The 20,509-nt window shown below is 67.2% G+C and carries 18 protein-coding genes and 1 tRNA gene; 4 read left to right on the top strand and 15 right to left on the bottom strand.

The window, feature by feature from the left end; all coding sequences use genetic code 11:
- The first annotated feature begins 5 nt into the window (after positions 1-5).
- Genes LDO15_RS05855 through LDO15_RS05845 form a run of 3 tightly spaced genes read left to right on the top strand, consistent with a single transcriptional unit; the run spans position 6 to position 2,862 of the window.
- Complete coding sequence (locus tag LDO15_RS05855) at positions 6-974, top strand: branched-chain amino acid ABC transporter permease (protein ID WP_223984944.1); 969 nt, start codon at positions 6-8, stop codon at positions 972-974.
- Complete coding sequence (locus LDO15_RS05850; RefSeq protein ID WP_223984942.1) at positions 971-2,092, top strand: ABC transporter ATP-binding protein; 1,122 nt, start codon at positions 971-973, stop codon at positions 2,090-2,092. Before LDO15_RS05855 ends, LDO15_RS05850 begins: the two co-directional genes overlap by 4 nt.
- Entirely contained in the window at positions 2,089-2,862 is a 774-nt protein-coding gene (locus LDO15_RS05845) for an ABC transporter ATP-binding protein (protein ID WP_223984940.1), read from the top strand. Before LDO15_RS05850 ends, LDO15_RS05845 begins: the two co-directional genes overlap by 4 nt.
- 351 nt (positions 2,863-3,213) lie before the next feature.
- Here LDO15_RS05845 and LDO15_RS05840 read toward each other — a convergent pair whose 3' ends face one another.
- The gene (locus LDO15_RS05840; protein ID WP_223984938.1) at positions 3,214-4,563 is read right to left on the bottom strand and encodes an ABC transporter substrate-binding protein; all 1,350 of its coding nucleotides are present in this window, start codon (positions 4,561-4,563) and stop codon (positions 3,214-3,216) included.
- A 388-nt stretch (positions 4,564-4,951) separates the two neighbouring features.
- Between LDO15_RS05840 and LDO15_RS05835 the strand changes: the two genes are divergently transcribed.
- On the top strand, positions 4,952-6,634 hold the full coding sequence (locus LDO15_RS05835) for a hypothetical protein (protein WP_223984936.1): 1,683 nt from the start codon (positions 4,952-4,954) through the stop codon (positions 6,632-6,634).
- 72 nt (positions 6,635-6,706) lie between these two features.
- On the opposite strand, the gene LDO15_RS05830 is transcribed toward LDO15_RS05835, so the two are convergent.
- From LDO15_RS05830 to LDO15_RS05765, 14 genes are all read right to left on the bottom strand, one after another.
- A tRNA-Leu gene (locus LDO15_RS05830) sits at positions 6,707-6,780 on the bottom strand.
- 32 nt (positions 6,781-6,812) lie between these two features.
- Entirely contained in the window at positions 6,813-7,757 is a 945-nt protein-coding gene (locus LDO15_RS05825) for an N-acetyltransferase (RefSeq protein WP_223984934.1), read from the bottom strand.
- Positions 7,758-7,889: 132 nt separating this feature from the next.
- Positions 7,890-9,359 carry an FAD-dependent oxidoreductase gene (locus LDO15_RS05820; RefSeq protein ID WP_223984932.1) on the bottom strand — a complete coding sequence of 490 codons (1,470 nt, stop codon included), beginning with the start codon at positions 9,357-9,359 and terminating at the stop codon, positions 7,890-7,892.
- A gap of 38 nt (positions 9,360-9,397) precedes the next feature.
- Positions 9,398-10,804 (bottom strand): S8 family serine peptidase, encoded by a 1,407-nt coding sequence (locus LDO15_RS05815; protein WP_223984929.1) that lies wholly within the window; start codon positions 10,802-10,804, stop codon positions 9,398-9,400.
- Between the two features lie 79 nt (positions 10,805-10,883).
- Positions 10,884-11,879 (bottom strand): Ppx/GppA phosphatase family protein, encoded by a 996-nt coding sequence (locus tag LDO15_RS05810; protein ID WP_223984926.1) that lies wholly within the window; start codon positions 11,877-11,879, stop codon positions 10,884-10,886.
- Positions 11,876-12,493 carry a DUF501 domain-containing protein gene (locus LDO15_RS05805; protein WP_223987119.1) on the bottom strand — a complete coding sequence of 206 codons (618 nt, stop codon included), beginning with the start codon at positions 12,491-12,493 and terminating at the stop codon, positions 11,876-11,878. The genes LDO15_RS05810 and LDO15_RS05805 overlap by 4 nt, the downstream gene beginning before the upstream one ends.
- A 223-nt stretch (positions 12,494-12,716) precedes the next feature.
- Complete coding sequence (locus tag LDO15_RS05800) at positions 12,717-13,520, bottom strand: septum formation initiator family protein (protein WP_223984922.1); 804 nt, start codon at positions 13,518-13,520, stop codon at positions 12,717-12,719.
- A gap of 86 nt (positions 13,521-13,606) precedes the next feature.
- Positions 13,607-14,887, bottom strand: a complete 1,281-nt coding sequence (gene eno, locus LDO15_RS05795) for a phosphopyruvate hydratase (RefSeq protein ID WP_223984919.1) — start codon at positions 14,885-14,887, stop codon at positions 13,607-13,609.
- A 220-nt stretch (positions 14,888-15,107) separates the two neighbouring features.
- Positions 15,108-15,692 (bottom strand): MazG nucleotide pyrophosphohydrolase domain-containing protein, encoded by a 585-nt coding sequence (locus LDO15_RS05790; protein ID WP_223987117.1) that lies wholly within the window; start codon positions 15,690-15,692, stop codon positions 15,108-15,110.
- Between the two features lie 124 nt (positions 15,693-15,816).
- Positions 15,817-16,986, bottom strand: a complete 1,170-nt coding sequence (locus LDO15_RS05785; protein ID WP_223984916.1) for an adenosine deaminase — start codon at positions 16,984-16,986, stop codon at positions 15,817-15,819.
- A 32-nt stretch (positions 16,987-17,018) separates the two neighbouring features.
- Positions 17,019-17,768, bottom strand: a complete 750-nt coding sequence (locus LDO15_RS05780) for a DedA family protein (protein WP_223984915.1) — start codon at positions 17,766-17,768, stop codon at positions 17,019-17,021.
- Between the two features lie 144 nt (positions 17,769-17,912).
- Positions 17,913-18,563 carry a DedA family protein gene (locus tag LDO15_RS05775; RefSeq protein ID WP_223984913.1) on the bottom strand — a complete coding sequence of 217 codons (651 nt, stop codon included), beginning with the start codon at positions 18,561-18,563 and terminating at the stop codon, positions 17,913-17,915.
- A 213-nt stretch (positions 18,564-18,776) separates the two neighbouring features.
- Entirely contained in the window at positions 18,777-20,108 is a 1,332-nt protein-coding gene (locus LDO15_RS05770) for a thymidine phosphorylase (protein ID WP_223984911.1), read from the bottom strand.
- On the bottom strand, positions 20,105-20,509 hold the full coding sequence (locus LDO15_RS05765; RefSeq protein WP_223984910.1) for a cytidine deaminase: 405 nt from the start codon (positions 20,507-20,509) through the stop codon (positions 20,105-20,107). The genes LDO15_RS05770 and LDO15_RS05765 overlap by 4 nt, the downstream gene beginning before the upstream one ends.

Raw genomic sequence — 20,509 nt, 5'->3', positions numbered from 1 at the left:
CAGCCATGGATTTCGGATTCATCTTTTCCAGCGCCGCCGGCGAACTGTTCAGCCCGACGACGGCTGCCTACGCCCTGGCCACCCTTGGCCTCGCGGTCCACTTCGGCTACGCCGGCCTGCTCAACTTCGGCCAGGCCGGCTTCATGGCGGTGGGAGCCTACGGCTTCGCCATCTCCACCCTGACGTTCCACGTGCCGTTCTTCATCGGACTGCTCGTCGCCGTCGTCTGTTCGACCATCTTCGCCCTGCTGCTGGGCATCCCGACGCTGCGGCTGCGGGCGGACTACCTTGCCATCGTGACCATCGCCGCGGCGGAAATCGTCCGCTACGTCGTCACGACCAACCAGCTGACCGCGGTCACCGGTTCGGCGAACGGCCTGGCGGCCTTCGAGGGCGATTTCTACGCCATGAACCCGTTCCCGCCCGGAACCTACATCGGCATGAACAACCGCGACTTCTTCATCCGGGTGGTTGCCTGGGCCGTCGTCGCCGTGTTCTGCACCCTGGTCTGGCTGCTGATGCGCAGCCCGTGGGGCCGGGTGCTCAAGGGCATCCGCGAAGACGAGAACGCCGTCCGCTCGCTGGGCAAGAACGTTTACGCCTACAAGATGCAGGCCCTCATCATCGGTGGCGTGCTCGGTGCCCTGGCAGGCATGATCTTCACGATCCCCCGCGGCGCGGTCCAGCCGGCCAACTACGGCACGGAACTGACGTTCTTCCTCTACACCTGCCTGCTGCTGGGCGGCCTCGGCACCGTGCTCGGCCCGGTGGTAGGCGCCATGATCTTCTGGGTGGTCCTCTCCCTCACCCAGGGCATCCTCTACGGCCTGATCGAGTCCGGCACAATAACGTGGCTGAACACGGTCCAGGCCGGGCAGCTGCGTTACATCCTGGTCGGCGTGGCGCTCATGCTGCTGATGATCTTCAGGCCCCAGGGCGTCCTCGGCAATAAGAAGGAGCTGGCATTCGCATGAGCATTCCAAGCGAAGAGTCGCGCGGCGAACCCCGCATGTCGGAAGAGATCGACTACATGACGGACACCCGTCCGATCGCCGCCGGAGAGATCGCGCCCGGCTGCAAGAAGCGTGATCCGATTGTGGTGGCGGACAACGTCACCCGCAGCTTCGGCGGCATCAACGCCGTCGACGTCCAGCACCTCGAGATCCCGCGGCACAAAATCACGGCACTGATCGGTCCGAACGGGGCCGGCAAGACCACCTTGTTCAACCTGCTCACGGGATTCGATACGCCAAATTCGGGCAGCTGGCAGTTCGAAGGCCAGAGCATTGCGGGTGTCTCCTCGTACAAGGTCGCCCGGATGGGGATGGTGCGCACCTTCCAGCTCACCAAGGTCATGGGCAAGCTCACCGTGATGGAGAACATGCGCCTGGGTGCCTCCAGCCAGTCCGGCGAGCGGCTGTCCAAGGCCTTGTTCAAGGGCATCTGGGGCGGCCAGGAGAAGAAGATCACCCAGGAAGCCAACGTGCTGCTGGAGAAGTTCAAGCTGGACGCCAAGAAGGACGACTACGCGGCGTCGTTGTCCGGCGGCCAGCGCAAGCTGCTTGAAATGGCACGCTCGCTCATGGTCCGGCCCAAGCTCGTGATGCTCGATGAGCCCATGGCCGGCGTGAACCCGGCACTGACGCAGTCGCTGCTGGACCACATCAAGAACCTCAAGTCCGAGGGCATGACCGTCCTGTTCGTGGAGCACGACATGCACATGGTCCGGCACATTGCCGACTGGGTGGTCGTGATGGCTGAGGGCAAGATCGTGGCCGAAGGGCCGCCCGCCGAAGTCATGAAGAACCCCGCAGTGATCGACGCCTACCTCGGCGCCCACCACGACGTCGATCTCGGAGAGGCCGAGGGCATCAAGGAACTGGCTGCCGAACTGGTCGCCGACGAGGAATCAATCGTCGGCACCGAAAACGCGGGCATCATCTCCGCCGATGTCCTCGCCGCGGAAGCCGCGGAAGCGCAGGAGCCAGGGGCGAACGGGACCACACGCGGCCGCCGCAGCGCCGGCGAGCCGGACCGTGACGAGCAGAACCGTGGCGAGCAGCCGAACAGCACAGGGAAGGACACAGAATGAGCGCCACCAGCGCGGCACCTGCCGCCCAGCCAGCCTTCGACGGTGACTCGGTCGTCAAGGTCACCGACCTGGTGGCCGGGTACATTCCCGGTGTCAATATCCTCAACGGCTGCAGCATCGAGGCCCGGAAGGGTGAGCTGATCGGCATCATCGGCCCGAACGGTGCCGGCAAGTCCACGCTGCTGAAGGCCATGTTCGGCCTGGTCAAGGTCCACTCCGGCTCGGTGGTGGTCCGCGGCCAGGACATCACCGGGCTCAAGGCCAACAAGCTGGTCAGCAAAGGCGTCGGCTTCGTGCCGCAGACCAACAACGTGTTCGCCGCCCTGACCATCGAGGAGAACCTGCAGATGGGCATGTTCCAGCGGCCCAAGGACTTCTCGCAGCGCTTCGACTTCGTCACCAGCCTGTTCCCCGAGCTCGGAAAGCGGCGCGCCCAGCGGGCGGGCTCGCTCTCAGGCGGCGAACGCCAGATGGTGGCCATGGGCCGGGCCCTCATGATGGATCCGGCCGTGCTCCTGCTCGACGAGCCGTCCGCCGGACTCTCACCGGTCAAGCAGGATGAGACGTTCCTGCGGGTCCACGAGATCAACCGCGCCGGAGTCTCCGTCATCATGGTGGAGCAGAACGCGCGCCGCTGCCTGCAGATCTGCGACCGCGGCTACGTGCTGGACCAGGGTAAGGACGCGTACACGGGCACCGGCCGGGAGCTCATGAAGGATCCCAAGGTCATCCAGCTCTACCTCGGAACGCTCGCAGACACCGTCGAGTAGCGTGCCGGGAAACACCCGCTAGGACGCAGGAGGGCCGTCACCAACCGGTGGCGGCCCTCCTGCGTCCTAGCGCATTTCCCGGTGCGTAACGGGGCGCCGTGTGGTGCCGTCCGGGCGCCTCACGTGCCGCTCCCCCGACGGGACGGCGACGGCGTCACCGACGGGACGGCGACGGCGTCACGCGGCGCGGAGTTATGGGCGGGCACCTTGCGGGCCTAGCTGAAATTCCGGCGTTTAGCTGTCCAATGCCGGCCTAAGTCTGCTGTGCCTGACACTTTGCCCCGCTCCCTGCACACAAGAAACCCCCGTCCAGTGAGGACGGGGGTTTCTTGTGTGCAGGTGGGAAGCGGCTTACAGCTTGCCGAATTCTTCCTTGACCGGCTTGTAGTTGTTGTCATCCTGGTACTCGTAGATGCCGATGTAGGCTTCCGTCGGGTCTCCGGCGTCGGAGAACGTCACGGGGCCGGACTGGCCGTCGTAGTCGATGTCCTTGCCGTTGCGGAGCAGGGTGACGCAGCTCGGGAAGGTGTTGCACTTCTCGCCGCCTTCAGAGACTGCCTTGAGCTGGGCTGCGATGTCGGTTCCCTTGGTGCTCTTGGCCGCCTCGGCAGCCAGTGCGATCAGGTTCGCGGCGTCGTAGGACTCGCCTGCGTAGCTGTAGTCCTTCAGCGCGGGGTCGATCGCCAGGAGCTTCTTCTTGAAGTCATCCTTGGCGAAGGTTCCCGGGATGGTGCCCTGGGCGCCCTTCAGGGTACCCGGCTGGAAGTCCTTGCTGTAGTCGGACATGTTGCCGTCCACCATGAAGATCTGGGTCGGCTTGACGCCCTTGCCCGTCATCAGCGGGACGATGCTCTTGGCCTGGTCGAAAGTGATCAGGGCGATGGCATCCGGCTTGGCGGCAAGGACCTTGTCTACCTGGCTGCTGAACTGGGAATCGCCTTCATTGAAGAGTTCCTGGGCGACAACCTTGCCGCCGGCTGCCTCGAAAGCGGCCTGGACGTTCTTGGCAAGGCCGGTTCCGTACGCATCGTTCAGGACGATCATGCCGACGGTCTGGGCGCCACACGTGGCCATGTAGTTGCCGAGGACCTTGCCCTGGAGCACGTCCGAGGGAGCGGTGCGCCAGTAGAGGCCCTTGTCGTCCCACGTCGTGAAGTCCGGCGAGGTGTTGGCCGGGGAGAACTGGACGACGCCGGCACCGGTGATCTGGTTGATCACGGTCTTGGAGACGCCCGAAGACGCGGCGCCGATGATTGCGCTGACGCCCTGTCCGAGCAGTGCGGTGGTGGACTGGGTGGCGATATCGGTCTTGGTGTCGCCGGAGTCGCGGTGGATGACCTCGACAGGCTTGCCCAGGACGCCGCCGGCGTCGTTGATCTCCTTGATGCCGAGGTTGACACCGGCGATTTCGGGCGGGCCGAGGAAGGCCAGGGAACCTGTCGTCGGCAGGAGCGAGCCGATCTTCAGGGGCGTCGGGGTGGTGGTGGTCGAAGCGGGGACGGTGCCGCCCTCGCTGGCGGCGGTGGTTCCGGCGCCGGTGGCGCTGGGTGCCGGGCAGGCGATGCCGGAGGCCGCGGCCGAGCTGGAGTTCGTCGAACTCGGGGTGGACGAGCCGCCACAAGCCGTAGCCAAGAGGGCGACGCCGAGGCTAAGCGCTGTCAGCTTAGCGATGCGGGGCGCCACCTGGGGGAGTGAAGTCATGTACAAGCTCCTCGATCTAAAGGTGCGAACGGCCTTTGACGCGAAAGATCAGGTGTTCCTGATTCCACTTCAAGCTAGTGCAATTTTGGCGTGAAAATAAGTGACTACGGTCACATCCTTATAACACTCGTTGCATAGAGGAAATCTGGACGGCTCCCGCGGCCCTTCGGCCCACGCCCGCGCCGCGCGGCCGGAGGGGATCCCGCAGCTGTCGACACATGCGTGACCGCTGGCGGGAACATGCCGGAAACATGCCTCGGGCAGAATCGCTTCCGCGCCACCCGGCGTCGCCGGACCGGCGAACTCAGGCGGCCGTCGTCTGCCTCATGACGTCCCGTCGTCCGCACTGCTCCCCTGCACTTGCTCCACCCATGTGAAAGGCAGCTTCATGTCAACGGATCTACAGCCCGGCAGCGCCCAGGCGCCGCCCTCAACCGATTCCGACACCAAGACCGCCACGAAGGAGAGCCTCGAGGACTACACGCTCCGGTTCGCGCCGCGCTCCTACCGCAAATGGGGTACCGGCGTGGTCGCAACCAGCGCCCTTGGCGGCATCGCCTACCTGGCCGACTTTTCCATCGGCGCGAACATCGGCATCGCCCACGGCACTGGCAACGCGCTGCTCGGCATTGCGGTCGCCGCCCTGATTATCTTCGTGACGGGATTCCCCCTCGCCTATTACGCCGCCCGCTACAACATCGATCTGGACCTCATCACCCGTGGATCGGGCTTCGGCTACTACGGTTCGGTGATCACCAACATCATCTTCGCCACGTTCACGTTCATCTTCTTCGCCCTCGAAGGCTCAATCATGGCGCAGGGGCTCGAAATCGGGCTGGGGGTGCCCCGCTGGGCCGGTTACGCGGTTTCGACGATCCTCGTCATTCCGCTGGTCATCTACGGCATGAAGGTCCTTTCCAAGTTGCAGGTCTGGACCACACCCCTCTGGCTCGTGCTCATGGTGCTTCCGTTCGGGTTCCTCGTCGCAACCCACCCCGATTCGATCGGCGGCTTCTTCGCGTACGGCGGGGGCGACGGCGACGGCTCGATCAGCTTCGCCTCGGTCATGCTGGCAGCCGGCGTCTGCCTGTCACTGATCGCCCAGATCGCCGAGCAGATCGACTACCTGCGGTTCATGCCGCCCAAGACCGCCGAGAACCGTGTGGCGTGGTGGCGCGCTGTCATCCTTGCCGGACCCGGCTGGGTCGTGTTCGGCGCGATCAAACAGGCGATCGGCCTCTTCATTGCCGTCTACCTGATAGCAACCCTGGACCCGGCGGCATCAGCCTCCGCCAATGAGCCCGTCCATCAGTTCCTCGGCGTATACACGGAGATGATGCCTGCGTGGCTCGCCATGACGCTGGCAGTCGTGTTGGTCGTCATCTCCCAGATCAAGATCAACGTCACCAACGCCTACTCCGGCTCACTCGCCTGGACCAACTCGTTCACCCGGGTCACCAGGACCTACCCCGGGCGCCTCGTCTTCGTCATCGTGAACCTCGGCATCGCCCTGGTGCTCATGGAGTCGAACATGTTCGACTTCCTGAACACCATCCTCGGTTTCTATGCCAACATCGCCATGGCGTGGATTGTCACTGTCGCGACGGACATCATGGTCAACAAGTGGCTCCTGAAGCTCTCGCCGATGCGCCCGGAATTCCGCCGGGGCATGCTGCACAACTGGAACCCGGTCGGCGTCGTGTCGCTCTGCCTCTCCGCCGGGGTCTCCATCGCGATGTTCTTCGGCGCCTTCGGCCCTGCTGTCCAACCGTTCTCGCCGGTCTTCGCGGTGACCATCGCCGTCGTCGCAACCCCGATCATGGCGATCGTGACGAAAGGCCGCTTCTACCTGCGGCGCACCGACGACGGCATCGATCTGCCCATGGTCGACGCCGACGGGAATCCCAGCGGCGTGACGCTGCTCTGCCACGTCAGCGGCATGCACTTCGAGCGGCCCGACATGATGCTCTCTGCGGAACGTGGACCGGACGGCGGGCCGCAGTACATCAGTTCGCTGGCACTGGCCACCGACAAGAGCGGGCGGTACGTGCTCCCGGCAAGCCCCGCGTAGGAGGCCGGAACGGATAAGGACCAGATGGCGAAGGACCAGCGGAAGCCGCTTCCGCTGGTCCTTCTCCGTTTGTGCCCCAGGTGGGACTCGAACCCACAACACGCGGATTTTAAGTCCGCTGCCTCTGCCAATTGGGCTACTGGGGCGCCCGGTCAATGGTATCCCGTCATGAGCCGGATCAGTCCGAAAAGGGGCCCGCGTAACGGAAGGTTCCGCTGACGCCGCCGGGCCAGACGGCGAGCGGAAGCAGCTGGAAGTGGGCTCCCCAGCTTGCCTCAGGCGGTGCCACCCCGAGCGAGGTGGAGGGCACGAAGCCGAAGCGGGAATAGTAGTCGGGACTGCCCAACAAGGCGATTCCCCGCTCCCCCGCGGCGTTGGCGCGCGCCACGGTCTCGTTCATGAGCGCGGAGCCGATGCCGTGGCGCTGCAGCCGCGGCACCACTCCGATGGGTCCGAGCCCCAGCAGTTCCAGCTCCCCCACCCATCCCCGGGTGCTGATCGCATGCCCCACGATCTCGCCGTCGAGCTCCGCGACGATGCTAAACCCGGGCAGATACTCCGGGCAGTCGAAGAGCCGTCGAAGCAGCCCCACTTCCTCCGGCTCGCCCTCCACGGGCAGCCCGGTCACCGGCGAGACGGCAAAGGCCGCTGCCGTCAGGGCCAGGATGGCCGGGCGGTCCGCCGGCTCTTCGGTGCGCATCCGCAGCGTCGGGACGGGGCCCTCCCGCCCGCTGTCCTCGGCCAGCTCGTGGAGGACTTCCAGCGCCCGGTCGGCATCCGCCACGGGCACCAGCAGGTGGTCATGGTGGAAGCCTGCCAGGACATTGCAGCTGATCTTCGCCTCGGTCAGGGCGGCGCCCACGGCGGCCGTCAGGCCCACGGCCTCCAGCGAGGAATGCACCTCGAGGGTGATCCAGGCCCCGACAAAGTCGTACGGCAGCCCCAGGCTGTCCGCGTCGGCCCGGGGCATCACCACGGTCAGCCCCTCGGCCTCACGGACGGCGGCCATGATTCCGCCGGCCAGCGGCCTCCCATGGGGCCAGAGGACGTAGACGAACTCGCCGTCGCGGCGCACGGGATGCATGGTTGCCAGAAGCGTCTGCAAATCCTTTTCACCGGTCATGAAGCCAGTCTAGGCGCGGGCGGGCTGCCGTCCGCGGACCGCGCCACAAACAACGGCGGCTGCTCCCCGCAGAGGGGAACAGCCGCCGTCGTCGAATAACCGCCGGATTCGCCGGCAGTTTACCGGCAGGGACTATTTGGCGTCGGCCGGAACCGATTCCTTGGAAGCTGCCTTAGGGTCGGCCTTGGTTTCAGGCTTGGCTGCTTCCGGGGCCGGGGCCGCGGCCGGCTTCGGGGCCGGAGTCGCCGCGGCCACGAAGGCGCCGCGCGGGTTGTCCAGGTCCATCAGCTGCGTGGTGTCGCGGCCCAGGAAGAAGGCCCAGAACCAGCCGGAGATCACGCGGATCTTGCGCTCCACGGTGGGCATGGCCATGCCGTGGTAGCCGCGGTGCGCCAGCCAGGCCAGCGGGCCCTTGAGGCCGATGCGGCCGATCAGGTTGATGTTCGCGACACCCTTCCATTCGCCGAAGCCGGCGACGGCGCCCAGGTTCTTGTGCTTGTAGTCCTTGAGCGGCTTGTCCCAGCGGGAGGCCCACAGGTTCTTGGCGAGGAGCTTGGCCTGGCGCAGCGCGTGCTGGGCGTTCGGCACGCAGGTGCCGTCCGGCAGGCCGCTGCCTGTGAGGTCGGGAACGGCGGCGACGTCGCCGGCAGCCCACGCGTTGTCGATGATGCCCTCGTCGCCTGCAATGCGCAGGTCGGCCAGGACGCGGACGCGTCCGCGCGGCTCGAGCGGGAAGTCGGTGGAGCGGACCATCGGGTTGGCCTGCACACCGGCAGTCCAGACCAGGGTGTCCGACTCGAATTCCTGGGCCGGGGACTTGTCCGGCAGGTTGATGAGCTTCAGGGAGCCCTCGGCGTTGTCGAGGGAGGTGTTGAGCAGAACCTCGATGCCGCGGCTGCGGAGGTGCTCCACGACCCACTCGGCCTGCTGCGCCGTGACCTCGGGCATGATGCGGCCCATGGCCTCGACCAGGACGAAGCGGACTTCCTCCTGCTTGACGCGCGGGTTGTTCTTGACTGCGGCGCGGGCGAGGTCTTCCATCTCGGTGATGCACTCGATGCCGGCGAAGCCGCCGCCGACGACGACGAACGTCAGGGCGCGGGCACGCTCGACGGGGTCCGTCATGAGCGAGCCGGTTTCGATGCGCTCGAGGACCTTGTTGCGCAGGGCGACGGCCTCTTCAATGGTCTTCAGGCCGATGCCCTTGTCCGCGAGGCCCTTGATCGGGAACGTGCGGGTGATGGCGCCGGCGGCCAGGACGACGTCGAAGTACGGGATCTCGAAGGTGTCGCCACCGTCGGAAGGGGCCACCACGGCCGTGCGGTTGGCGTGGTCGATCGAGGTGACGCGGCCCTGGATGAGTTCCGTCTGCTTCAGGTGCTGGCGGTGCGAGACAACCGCGTGGCGGGCCTCGATGTTTCCGCCGGCAACTTCCGGCAGGAAGGGCTGGTAGGTCATGTAGGGCAGCGGATCGACGAGGGTGACGATGCCACCGGCATTCGCGATCTTTTTCTGAAGTTTGAGGGCTACATACAGGCCGACGTACCCGCCGCCGACGACGAGTACCCGGGGACGGTCCTGGAGCTGAAGGGAGGATGCCATGCGTCAAGAATACAGTAGTTTGTGAAAACCTTCACTAACTATGTCGGGGTGCTGGAATCCAACGAATTAACGGACCCGGGCTCGGCCCCGTCAGGTCCGTCGGGGCCGTCCTTGGGTGGCGTCCGCATGGCGGCCCGCAGCTGGAGCGCAGCGGCAACAACGATGCCCACGAACAGGCAGGCGAAGCCCAGGACCACCACGGCGGGGACGGCGCTGTCCAGCTGGGACGGCTTCTCCGCGACCGGGACGGTCGCCTCGGGCAGGGTGGGCACCGCGCTGGAGGGCGCGGGCGCCGCGGCAGGTGCGGTGCTGGCCAGGTTTCCGCGCCGGTGGACCCGGATCCACTCCGAGATCGACCCCAGCGGATTGACCTTCGTTTCCGGGACATCGGCCTTGAGGGCGGCCTCGGCGTTGAGCACGCCGAACCCGTACAGCGGATCCTTGCCCGGCACCCCGGCGTCCTTGGCCGTGGTGACAATCCTGTTGATGACCTGGCTCGCGGACATGTCGGGCCATTTGGACCGGATCAGGGCGGCGACGCCTGCAACGATCGGGGTGGCGCCGGACGTGCCCGCCCAGTCGGCATAGCCGCCGGCAGGCATGCCGCCCACAAGGTCTTCGGCCGGGGCGGCAACGCCGATGCTAATGCCCTGGGAGGACGAGTCGATGCTGGCCGTTCCCGTGCGGTCCAGGCCCGCGACCGTCAGGACACCGGGAATCGTGGCCGGAGCGCCGACCTGGACGTTTCCGCCGACGCGGTTGCCCGCGGCGGCGACGATCACCACGTCTTTCTGTTCGGCGTAGAGGAACGCCGCATCCCAGCTCTGGGGCCACTCCGGCGACGTGCTGCCAAGGGAGATGTTGATGACGCGGGCGCCGTTGTCGACGGCCCAGCGCACCGCCTCCGGAATCTGGTCCTGGTCGCTCTTGCCGCCCGGGTTGGCGGAGCCGAGCCAGGTGGAAACGGACAGCAGCTGGGCCTCCGGGGCGACCCCGACGATCCCGTCGGGTCCAACTGCAGCACCCGCGGCCGGGCCCGAGGCAGAACCGGCGCTCGGCTTGGCAGTCGCGTCGGCAGGCTGATGCCCGCGCCCGGCGAGCATGGTGGCGACGAGAGTCCCGTGTTCGGGTTTGGCGCCGATGCTCTCCTGGCCGTTGGCGCTGCCGGCGCCGGAGATGTCGGCGCCGCCGGCGAGCACGCCCGCCAGGTCCGGATGCTGGCCGTCCACGCCGCTGTCGATCACGGCCACTTTGACGCCGGCGCCTTTGGAAACGTCCCAGGCTTTGGTGATGCCCGATTCGGCAAGCCAGTATTCCTTGTCGCGCCAGGAGTCGGCGTGGGCGGGCGCGGCCACGGTCAGCGCCGCCGTGGACATGCCGCCGGCAAGGGCCAAGGCCATCAACGCGGAGGCGGTCCGGCGGCGCCGGGCTGTTGCTCTGGTCATTCAGGTCCTATCGGCGGATGCGCCAGCGGCACGGGCGCGGTGCCGGTGTGGTGCTGGTGCACAAACTGCTGGTGCGGGATCAGCTGATGCTGAGGGCAATTCCGTCAAGAATATCGTGTTCGCTGGACACTGCCGTGGTGATGCGGCCGGCCGTGACGTCGGCCAGGCGCTGGAGCACGCGCCGCCACACGAGGCCGCCGGCGCCGATCACGTCCACCCGCCCGGGGTGCATGTACGGCAGCGCGGCCCGGTCTTCCCTGGTCATTTCGAGCAGTTCGGTGCACGCCTTCCGGACCGCGTCCAGGTCCAGTTCGGTGCCGTGGATCGCTGCCGGCGAATACTCCGGCAGGCGCAGCGCGTGTGCCGTGATGGTGGTGACGGATCCGGCGACGCCGACGACGGCGGTGGCGCGGTCCAGCGGAACGGTCCGGGCCGCCTCGCTGATGGCGGCGTCGACGTCGGCCTCGGCCGCCGCGATCTGCTCCGGCGTGGGCGGATCGCTGCGCAGGTGCCGTTCGGTCATCCGGACGCAGCCGACGTCGACCGACCGGGCGGCGATGACGCCGTCGGCGTTGCCGAGCACGAACTCCGTGCTCCCGCCCCCGAGGTCCACCACCAGCACGGGGTCGTCCCCTCGGGAGGGCAGGACACTGCTGGCACCGGCGAAGGACAGCGCGGCTTCCTCGTCCCCGGTGATCACCTCGGGCTCGACACCGAGGATGTCGCGGATGCCGTCGACGAAGACCTGCCGGTTGCTGGCATCGCGGGTGGCGGAGGTGGCCACGAAGCGTACCCTTTCGGCGCCGTGCTCGCGGATGAGGGCGGCGTAGTCCCTCGTGGCCGCGAAGGTGCGGTCGAGCGCTTCCCGGGCCAGTTTGCCGGTGGAGTCCACGCCCTGCCCCAGGCGGACCACGCGCATTTCGCGCACGACGTCGGTCAGCCGCGGCGTGGGCTGCCCGGTGGCACTGTCCGCGCTGGCATCCGTGTTTACAGCTGCATTTACAGCTGTGTTGATATCTGCGATCAGCAGGCGGATCGAGTTGGTGCCGCAGTCCACGGCCGCGACCCGGGTCACTTGGACTCTCCCGTGCCGGCAGTGCCTGCGGTGTCTGCGCCGGCACGCGACTTGCGGACCGGGGCCGGCCGGCCCACGATCTCCGGCAGGCCCTGCGGTCCGTGGCGGCTGAGGTCCCGGGAGGGGACCTCGCCCCCGGTGTCCCAGGCGCCGTCGCAGTAGCAGCGGTCCGCCGTCCACCATTCATCGATGGCGGCGATGGCCTCGTCGCCGAGCGGGTTCACGCCGGGCCCGGCGGCCAGCGACTGGCCCACGAGGACATGCAGGCACTTGACCCGGGTGGGCATCCCCCCGGCGGAGATACCGTCGATTTCCGGGACGGCACCGATGCCGGAGCGTGCGCCGATCTCGGCCCGGGAGGCCAGATAAGCCTCGTGGGCGGCGCGGTACCGCGCCGCCAGGTCAGTGTCGGCTTCGAGCCGGGCGTTCATCTCGTTCATCAGCCCGGCAGCTTCCAGCCGCGACACCGCGGACGTGATCACCGGATGGGTGAGGTAAAACGTGGTGGGGAACGGCGTACCGTTGCTCAGCCGCGGCGAGGTGGCGGCCACGAGCGGGTTTCCGCAGACACAGCGGGCAGGGATTTCGACGACGTCGCGCACCGGCCGGCCCAGCTGGCGGCTGAGGACCTCAAGGTCATGCGGCGACGGCTGGCGGGAGGCGCCCGCAGCAGGTGCGGTGTGAAGCGACGCCCGGGCCTGCGCTGTGTTCGAATTCTCGTCCGCCCGGTCTTGGTCGGCCCGGTTCTCGTCCACTCGGTTCTGGTCCACGGGAGTGGCACCTTCCTGCCCTGTTCTCGCGTTGTCCGTAGGACAACCTCGGCGGCGGGCGCCGCTTCTAGTCTGTTGCCGATCGCCTGATGGATTCCCAGAGGGCGTCCACCCAGGGCAGGTTGGCCGGGTCTTGTGCTGCTGCTGCACCCGCCGTGCCACTGGACTGCGCGGCAGGAAGATCGCTGCCGAATACCCAGTAGCCCGTCTCTCCGGGCATAACCATGTTAATGCGGTCACGGGCCTGCTGTTTGACGTAGTTGGGATCCTGCCACCGCGAAACCTGTTTTTTGAGGTCCTCCTGCTTGGCCTGCTTGGCCGCGATATCTGCCTGGAGCGCCGAGATTTCGGCACGCTTGTCCAGGAAGATCTTGACCGTGGGCGCCAGCAGGATGGTGATGGCAATCATGACGACGCCGAGGGCGAGCAGCCGGCCCGAGAACGCCTTGGCCGGTACGGGGTCGAGGGATTCGTCCGCGTCCGCTGCGGCCGGCCGCCGCGGGTCCTTGCCGCCGGCTCGCCCGGCAGCCGCCCGGGCCGTCTTCCCGCCGGTCTTCCCGCCGGCCTTCCCGGCCGGGGGCCGGGTTCCGGATGCTGCCGCGGGACGGGGTTTGCCGGCTGCGGAACCGGAGGCGGACGGGTTGGAGGCTGAAGTTTTGGGGGTTGCTGTTTTGGGGGCTGCCGCACCTGGTGCGCGGGGTGACGTGGCGGGCGCCGGCGTGGCCCCGCTGCTGCGGGAGCCGCCGAAGTCCGCCCGGATGACATCGCCGCCGTCGACTGCTGCCCCCAAGCCTCCGGCCGCAGGCTGAAGGGCCTCAGCCTTGGGAGCCGCGGGCGTAGCCCTGGGAACATTGGGGCGTCGGGTGGCCATGTCACTCCTTCACAAGCGGACCAAAAACAGAACCGGTGGCCATGGTCTTTCAACCATAGCCACCGGTCAGCGGTTTTCGCGGCTAACTAGCCTTTGAAACGCGGGAAGGCGCTGCGTCCGGCGTACCGTGCGGCGTCGTCGAGTTCTTCTTCGATGCGCAGGAGCTGGTTGTATTTTGCGACGCGCTCGGAACGGGCCGGGGCACCCGTCTTGATCTGGCCGGCGTTGGTGGCAACGGAGATGTCGGCGATGGTGGTGTCCTCGGTCTCGCCGGAGCGGTGCGAGGTGATGGTGGTGTAACCCGCGCGCTGGGCCAGGGACACTGCGTCCAGGGTCTCGGTCAGGGAACCGATCTGGTTGACCTTCACGAGCAGCGAGTTGGCGGTCTTGGTGTCGATGCCGCGCTGCAGGATGGACGGGTTGGTGACGAAGAGATCGTCGCCCACGAGCTGGACCTTGTCGCCGATGCTGTCGGTGAGGGTCTTCCAGCCTTCCCAGTCGTTCTCGTCCAGCGGGTCTTCGATGGAGACCAGCGGGTAGTCGGCAACGAGTTCGGCGTAGTAGGCGCTCATTTCGGTGGCCGTGAGGGCCTTGCCTTCGAACTGGTAGGCGCCGTCCTTGAAGAATTCCGAGGAGGCGACGTCCAGGGCCAGGGCGATGTCCTTGCCCGGGGTGTAGCCGGCGTTCTTGATGGCTTCCTGGATCAGGTCCAGGGCGGCACGGTTGGACGGCAGGTTCGGCGCGAAGCCGCCCTCGTCGCCCAGGCCGGTGGACAGGCCCTTGGCCTGCAGGACGGACTTGAGGTTGTGGTAGACCTCGACGCCCCAGCGCAGGCCTTCGGAGAAGGTCTCGGCGCCGATCGGAACAATCATGAATTCCTGGATGTCGACGTCGGAATCGGCGTGCGATCCACCGTTGAGGATGTTCATCAGCGGCACCGGCAGGACGTGGGCGTTCGGGCCGCCCAGGTACTTGTACAGCGGCAGGTCGGCCGACGCGGCGGCGGCGTTGGCGACTGCGAGGGACACGCCGAGGATGGCGTTGGCGCCGAGCTTGCCCTTGTTGGCCGTGCCGTCGAGGTCGATCATGGCCTGGTCGATGCTGCGCTGGTCGGTCGCGTCGAAACCGATCAGGGCCGGGGCGATCTGGTCGATGACGGCGTCGACGGCCTTCTGGACGCCCTTGCCAAGGTAGCGGCCCTTGTCGCCGTCACGGAGTTCAACGGCCTCGTGTTCGCCCGTGGAGGCGCCGGAGGGAACTGCTGCGCGGCCGATCTGGCCGTCGGAGAGCAGGACTTCAACTTCTACGGTCGGGTTGCCACGGGAATCGAGGATTTCGCGGGCGTGGATGGCATCGATAAGCGCCATGGATATGCTCCTTTGGGTGAAGCGATCTGCAGGGAATCTGACTGCTTGGAATCTTGCTGTACATCAAGCTGAATAGCCGACGTCGTCGTCGCTACTAGCCTAGTCGAGAGTGGCGGAGGTTACGGAAACCTATCCAAACCCCGGACGTCATCATGCCGACTCTATGGCGCCTGCTGCTGATGCGCCTACTGCTGGTGCTGCTGTTGGGCCGACGTTGTGCCTACGGCAGTGGGCCGGGGCTGTCCTGGAAGCGGCGGAGGGCTCCGCGGAGGGCGCGCTCGGCGTCGAGCCCTCCGGCCCGGGCACCCGCGACGATCCCGAACAGCAGCTCGCCGAGTTCCTCCTCGGTGGCCGGGAGTTCGACGGCGGTGCCGCCCGCCGCCATCGCCAGGCCCGCGCGTTCGGCCCGGTCCAGGAGCTTCTGCGCCCGTGCGAGGGCCGGAAGCGCGGCGGGAACACCGTCGAACGCGTGGCCGCGTTCGGGCTTCTCGGCCTTCTTGACGGCATCCCATTTCAGGACGATCTCCTCCACCGTTGCCGGGAAGGAATCCTGCAGCGAGCCGTCCGGCCGGAACACGTGCGGGTTCCGGCGGACCATCTTGGCTGTGAGGCCCCGGGCGACCTCGTCGAGGTCAAAGGCGCCGCGTTCCTCGGCGAGCCGGGCATGGAGAACCACCTGGAGCAGCACGTCCCCCAGCTCGGACTTCAGTTCGGCGTCGCCACCGTCCGTCTCGATGGTTTCGGCGACCTCGTAGGCCTCCTCGAGGAGGTACTCCACGAGGGACCTGTGGGTGAGGGCACCCATCCAGGGGCAGTGCTCGCGCAGGGCGGCAATTTTCCCCACCAGCTCGCCAAACTCGCCGGCTCGCTGGGGGACCCCTGCTGGTGGGGGCCCACAAGTGAGCCCCTGGACGGGTGGCGTGTCCTCTTTAGCCAAGGTCGGCGTAGGCCTCGTTGATGTATTCCACCAGGGCTTCCTTCTCCTCCAGCGGGAGGAACGCAGCCTCGGCCGCGTTCAACGTCAGCTCCAGCAGGTCGTCGAGATCGTAGTCGAAAGTCTCCACGAGGAGCTCGAACTCGTCCGTGAGGGTCACGCCGCTCATGAGGCGGTTGTCGGTGTTGATGGTGACGTTGAAGCCGAGCTGGTAGAGCATGTCCAGCGGGTGGCTTTCGATGCCCTCGCCGAAGCCGGAAATCGCGCCGGTCTGCAGGTTGGACGACGGGCAGATTTCCAGGGCGATGCCACGGTCGCGGATCCAGCTGGCGAGCTCGCCCAGGGTGACCATGCCGATGGTGTCGCTGACTTCGTCGTCGAAGATGCCGGCGTCAGCGCCGGCGTCGTCGGCCTCTTCGAACTCGATCGTGATGTCCTCGGCGATCCGCACACCGTGGCCCAGGCGCAGGGCCCGGCCGTCGACGAGGGCCGACTGGATGCTGTCCAGCCCGGCGGCCTCGCCGGCGTGGACGGTGGCCGGGAAGTTGTGCTCGGCGAGGTAGGTGAAGGCGTCCCGGAAGCGGGACGGCAGGAAGCCGTCCTCGGCGCCGGCGATGTCAAAGCCCACTGCACCCTTGTAGCGGTGCCGGACCGCCAGTTCGGCGATCTCCTGGCCGCGGTCGGCGTGGCGCATGGCGGTGATGAGCTGGCCCACCTGGATGTCGCGGCCGGTTTCGGCGACGGCGTCCACGCCTGCTTCCAGTCCGGCCTGGACGGCCTCGACGACGTCGTCCAGGCTCAGGCCCTTCTGCAGGTGCTGTTCGGGGGCCCAGCGCACTTCGCCGTACACGACGCCGTCGTCGGCCAGGTCTTCGACGAATTCCTTCGCGACGCGGAACAGCCCTTCCCGGGTCTGCATCACGGCAATGGTGTGGTCAAACGTTTCGAGGTACCGGACCAGGGAGCCGGAATCGGCGGATTCACGGAACCACTCCCCCAGCGCGACGGGGTCGGTGGACGGGAGTGTGTGGCCCACAGCTTCGGCAAGTTCAATGATGGTGGCCGGGCGCAGTCCGCCGTCCAGGTGGTCGTGAAGGGAAACCTTGGGGAGGACCTTCAGGTCGAAGTCGAGGTCAGGGGCAGCGTCAGGAATAGTCTCAGTCACGTTCCAACCATAGGGTCGCAGGGCGCCGGATGCTACTTTCTGGATACCCCGGCCTCAGTGGCCGGCCCGGCAATCATCGCGCCGCGCTCCTGGGCGGCCTGAGACTCGGGAGCGTGTTCGTGGGGAGCGTGTTCGTGGACCGGTCCGGCGTCGGCCGGGACGGTCCGGGCGTCGTTGCGTCCCAGGCGTTTGTGCCACAGGCGCAGGAGGTGGTCGATCAGGACTCCGAGCACGATCGCGAACACCACCGCAATCCCCGCACTGAGCAGCGGGTTGTGGTGCAGCCACGGGAAGGAACTGGCCAGGACCCCGATGCCCAGCGAGTAGGCGACCCACGTCAGGCATGCGAAGGCGTCCAGGAAGAAGAACCGCCGGTGCGGGAACGCCGTCGTGCCCGCGACGTAGTTGACGGCGACGCGCCCCCACGGGATGTACCGGGCCGTGAAGATCAACACGGCGCCGCGTTTCTCGAGTTCGTAGTGCGCCCACCCGAAGACTTTCTGGACCTTCGGCTTGCGCATCCAGCGGAACCGCTCGAGGCCGATCTTCCGGCCGAGCATGTAGGCCATGTTGTCGCCGGCTATGGCTCCGACGAGTGCCGTGAGGCCGAGGATCCACAGGTTGGGCTGGCCGCTGTGCAGGGAATACGCCGCAAGGGCAACGATGAGGGTCTCGCTGGGGACCACCATCGCGAAGCCGTCCACGAAGAAGAAGACCAGCAGAAGGGGGTAGATCCACCACTGGCCTGCGGCATGGAGCACGGCCTCGTTAATGAACTCCATGCGGGCGGTGCTCCTTGATGAATAGGACCGGACAATTAAGCCGTAACGAACCTGCGACAACAAACGGGTGGAACCTGGCACGACGTGCGTCCGGCAACGTGACGCAAATCGCTCCTAAGTGTCCCATGGGCGGGGCGCGGTCCGCTACGTTCCGGGCGGTGGATGTTCGCCCGGCTGAACGGCCGGCGTCGGCTCCTCCGGGATGCGGCCGCGCAGCCTGCTGATGACGAAGTCGACGGCGATGCCCAGGACGATTGCGCAGACGATCGCGATGGCCGCGCCCAGCACGTGGTTTTCCTCAAACCACGGGCCGACGAACAGGCCGATCCCCACCGAGTAGCTGGCCCACAGCAGCGCCGAGAGTACCGTCAGGCTCATGAACCTGGACCGCGGATAGTGTGTGGCGCCGGCGGTCAGGTTGACCGCCACCCGCCCGATCGGGACGAAGCGTGCCACGAGGATCAGTGAGGCCGGGCGCTTCCGCAGCTCCCGTCCGGCCCAGAGGAAGGCCCCCTGCATCCGGGGGCCGCGCATCCATGCCCAACGCCGCGTTCCCGTGCCGCGGCCTATCAGGTAGGCGAGGTTGTCACCCAGGAAAGCGCCGGCGGCGGCGGTTGCGATCAAGAGGACCGGATTGGGAACATCCGCGGTGGCGGCGACGGCGGCCAGCCCCACCACCACCGATTCGCTCGGGATCGGCGGGAAGAAGCCGTCGATCACGCAGCAGGCAAAAACGAGGACAAGCACCCAGGGTTGCCCTGCGGCGGCGAGGATGAAGTCGTTGATTGCCTGCACAGCTTCCTAACGCACGGCGGGTCCTGATATATCCCTCAGGCGCAGATCCTTTGACAGCAGGTGCTGCAGCCGGGCCCGCGCTGAGGGGTACTGCTGTGCAGTCAGTGTATCGCCGGCCGCGCCCGGCGCTGGCCTATTCACCTGTGGCGCCGAAACCAGGTTTCGGCGCCACAGGTGACGGGCCAGCGTGCGTGGGTGGCGGCTGGACGGCGCTTAGGCGATGCGGTCGATGATGAGCTTCTGGGCCGGCCGGGAGCCCTCCGGCGCGATCACGGCGGCGTGTTCCAGCGCTTCCTTGGCCCGCTCGAACTTCTCCGGTGTGTCCGTCAGGAGGGTCATGAGCGGTTCGCCGGCCCGGACCGTGGCGCCCGGCTTGGCGTGCATCCGCACCCCGGCCCCGGCCTGGACCTGGTCCTCCTTGCGGGCTCGTCCGGCACCGAGGCGCCAGGCCGCGACGCCGACGGCCATCGCGTCGAGCTCCACGAGGACGCCGTCGGCGGGGGCGTAGATGACCTCGGATTCCTTGGCGACCGGGAGCTTGGCGCGCGGGTCGCCGCCCTGCGCCTCGATCATCCGGTTCCAGACGTCCATGGCCCGGCCGTCCCGCAGGGCGGCCCGGGGATCGGCGTCGCGGACGCCGGCGCATGCCAGCATTTCCTCCGCGAGCCGGACCGTGAGTTCGACGACGTCTTCCGGCCCGCCGCCGGCGAGGACCTCCACCGATTCCTCGACCTCGATCGCGTTGCCCGCGGTCAGGCCCAGGGGCGTGTTCATGTTGGTCAGCAGGGCCACGGTGTTGACACCGGCGTCCTTGCCCAGGGCCACCATGGTCTCGGCCAGTTCGCGGGCCCGGGCCTCGTCCTTCATGAAGGCGCCGCTGCCCACCTTGACGTCGAGCACCAGCGAGCCGGTGCCTTCGGCGATCTTCTTGCTCATTATCGAGGACGCGATCAGCGGAATGGCCTCCACCGTTCCGGTGACATCGCGGAGCGCGTAGAGCTTCTTGTCCGCCGGGGCCAGCCCGGCGCCGGCGGCACAAATGACCGCGCCGACGCCCTGGAGCTGGGCCAGCATTTCCTCGTTGCTCAGGTTCGCACGCCAGCCCGGGATTGATTCGAGCTTGTCCAGCGTGCCGCCGGTGTGGCCCAAGCCGCGGCCCGAGAGCTGCGGTACGGCGACCCCGAAGACGGCCACGAGGGGCGCCAGCGGCAGGGTGATCTTGTCCCCCACCCCGCCCGTGGAGTGCTTGTCCGACGTCGCCTTCACGCCGCCGTCGGGCCGCCGCAGGCTGGAGAAGTCCATCCGCTCGCCCGAGGCAATCATGGCCGCCGTCCAGCGGGAGATCTCGGCCCGGTCCATGCCGTTGAGCAGGATGGCCATGTTCAGGGCGGCCATCTGTTCGTCGGCGATGGCGCCGCGGGTGTACGCGTCGATCGTCCAGTCGATCTGGGCCGGGCTGAGGACGCCCTTGTCCCGCTTGATGCGGATGATGTCGACGGCGTCGAACGCTTCGGAGCGGCTGTTGGTCTGCGTTGCTTGTGTCACCGGGGTTCCTCCAGGTGTTGGGGGCCAAAGGCATCGGGAAGGACCTGGTCCATGGTCTTGATTCCCTGGGTGGTCATGAGCTCCATGTTGGGAGCCCGGAATTCGTAGAGCAGCTGGCGGCAGCGCCCGCAGGGCATGAGGACGTTGCCGCCGGCGTCAACGCAGTAGAACGCGCGGAGCAGTCCCCCGCCGGTCATCTGCAGGTTTCCCACCAGGGCGCACTCGGCGCACAGGGTCAGCCCGTAGCTGGCGTTTTCGACGTTGCAGCCGCTGACGATCCGGCCGTCTCCGGTGAGGGCCGCGGCCCCCACCGGAAACTTCGAATACGGCGCATAGGCATTCTTCATGGCGGATACTGCCGCGGCTTCCAGCGCTGCCCAGTCGACGTCGGTGCTGTCCAT

The sequence above is a fragment of the Arthrobacter sp. NicSoilB8 genome, assembly GCF_019977355.1.
Classification (GTDB): Bacteria; Actinomycetota; Actinomycetes; order Actinomycetales; family Micrococcaceae; genus Arthrobacter.
The sequence above is the reverse complement of the archived record's forward strand: the minus strand, read 5'-3'. Positions and strand labels throughout refer to the sequence as shown.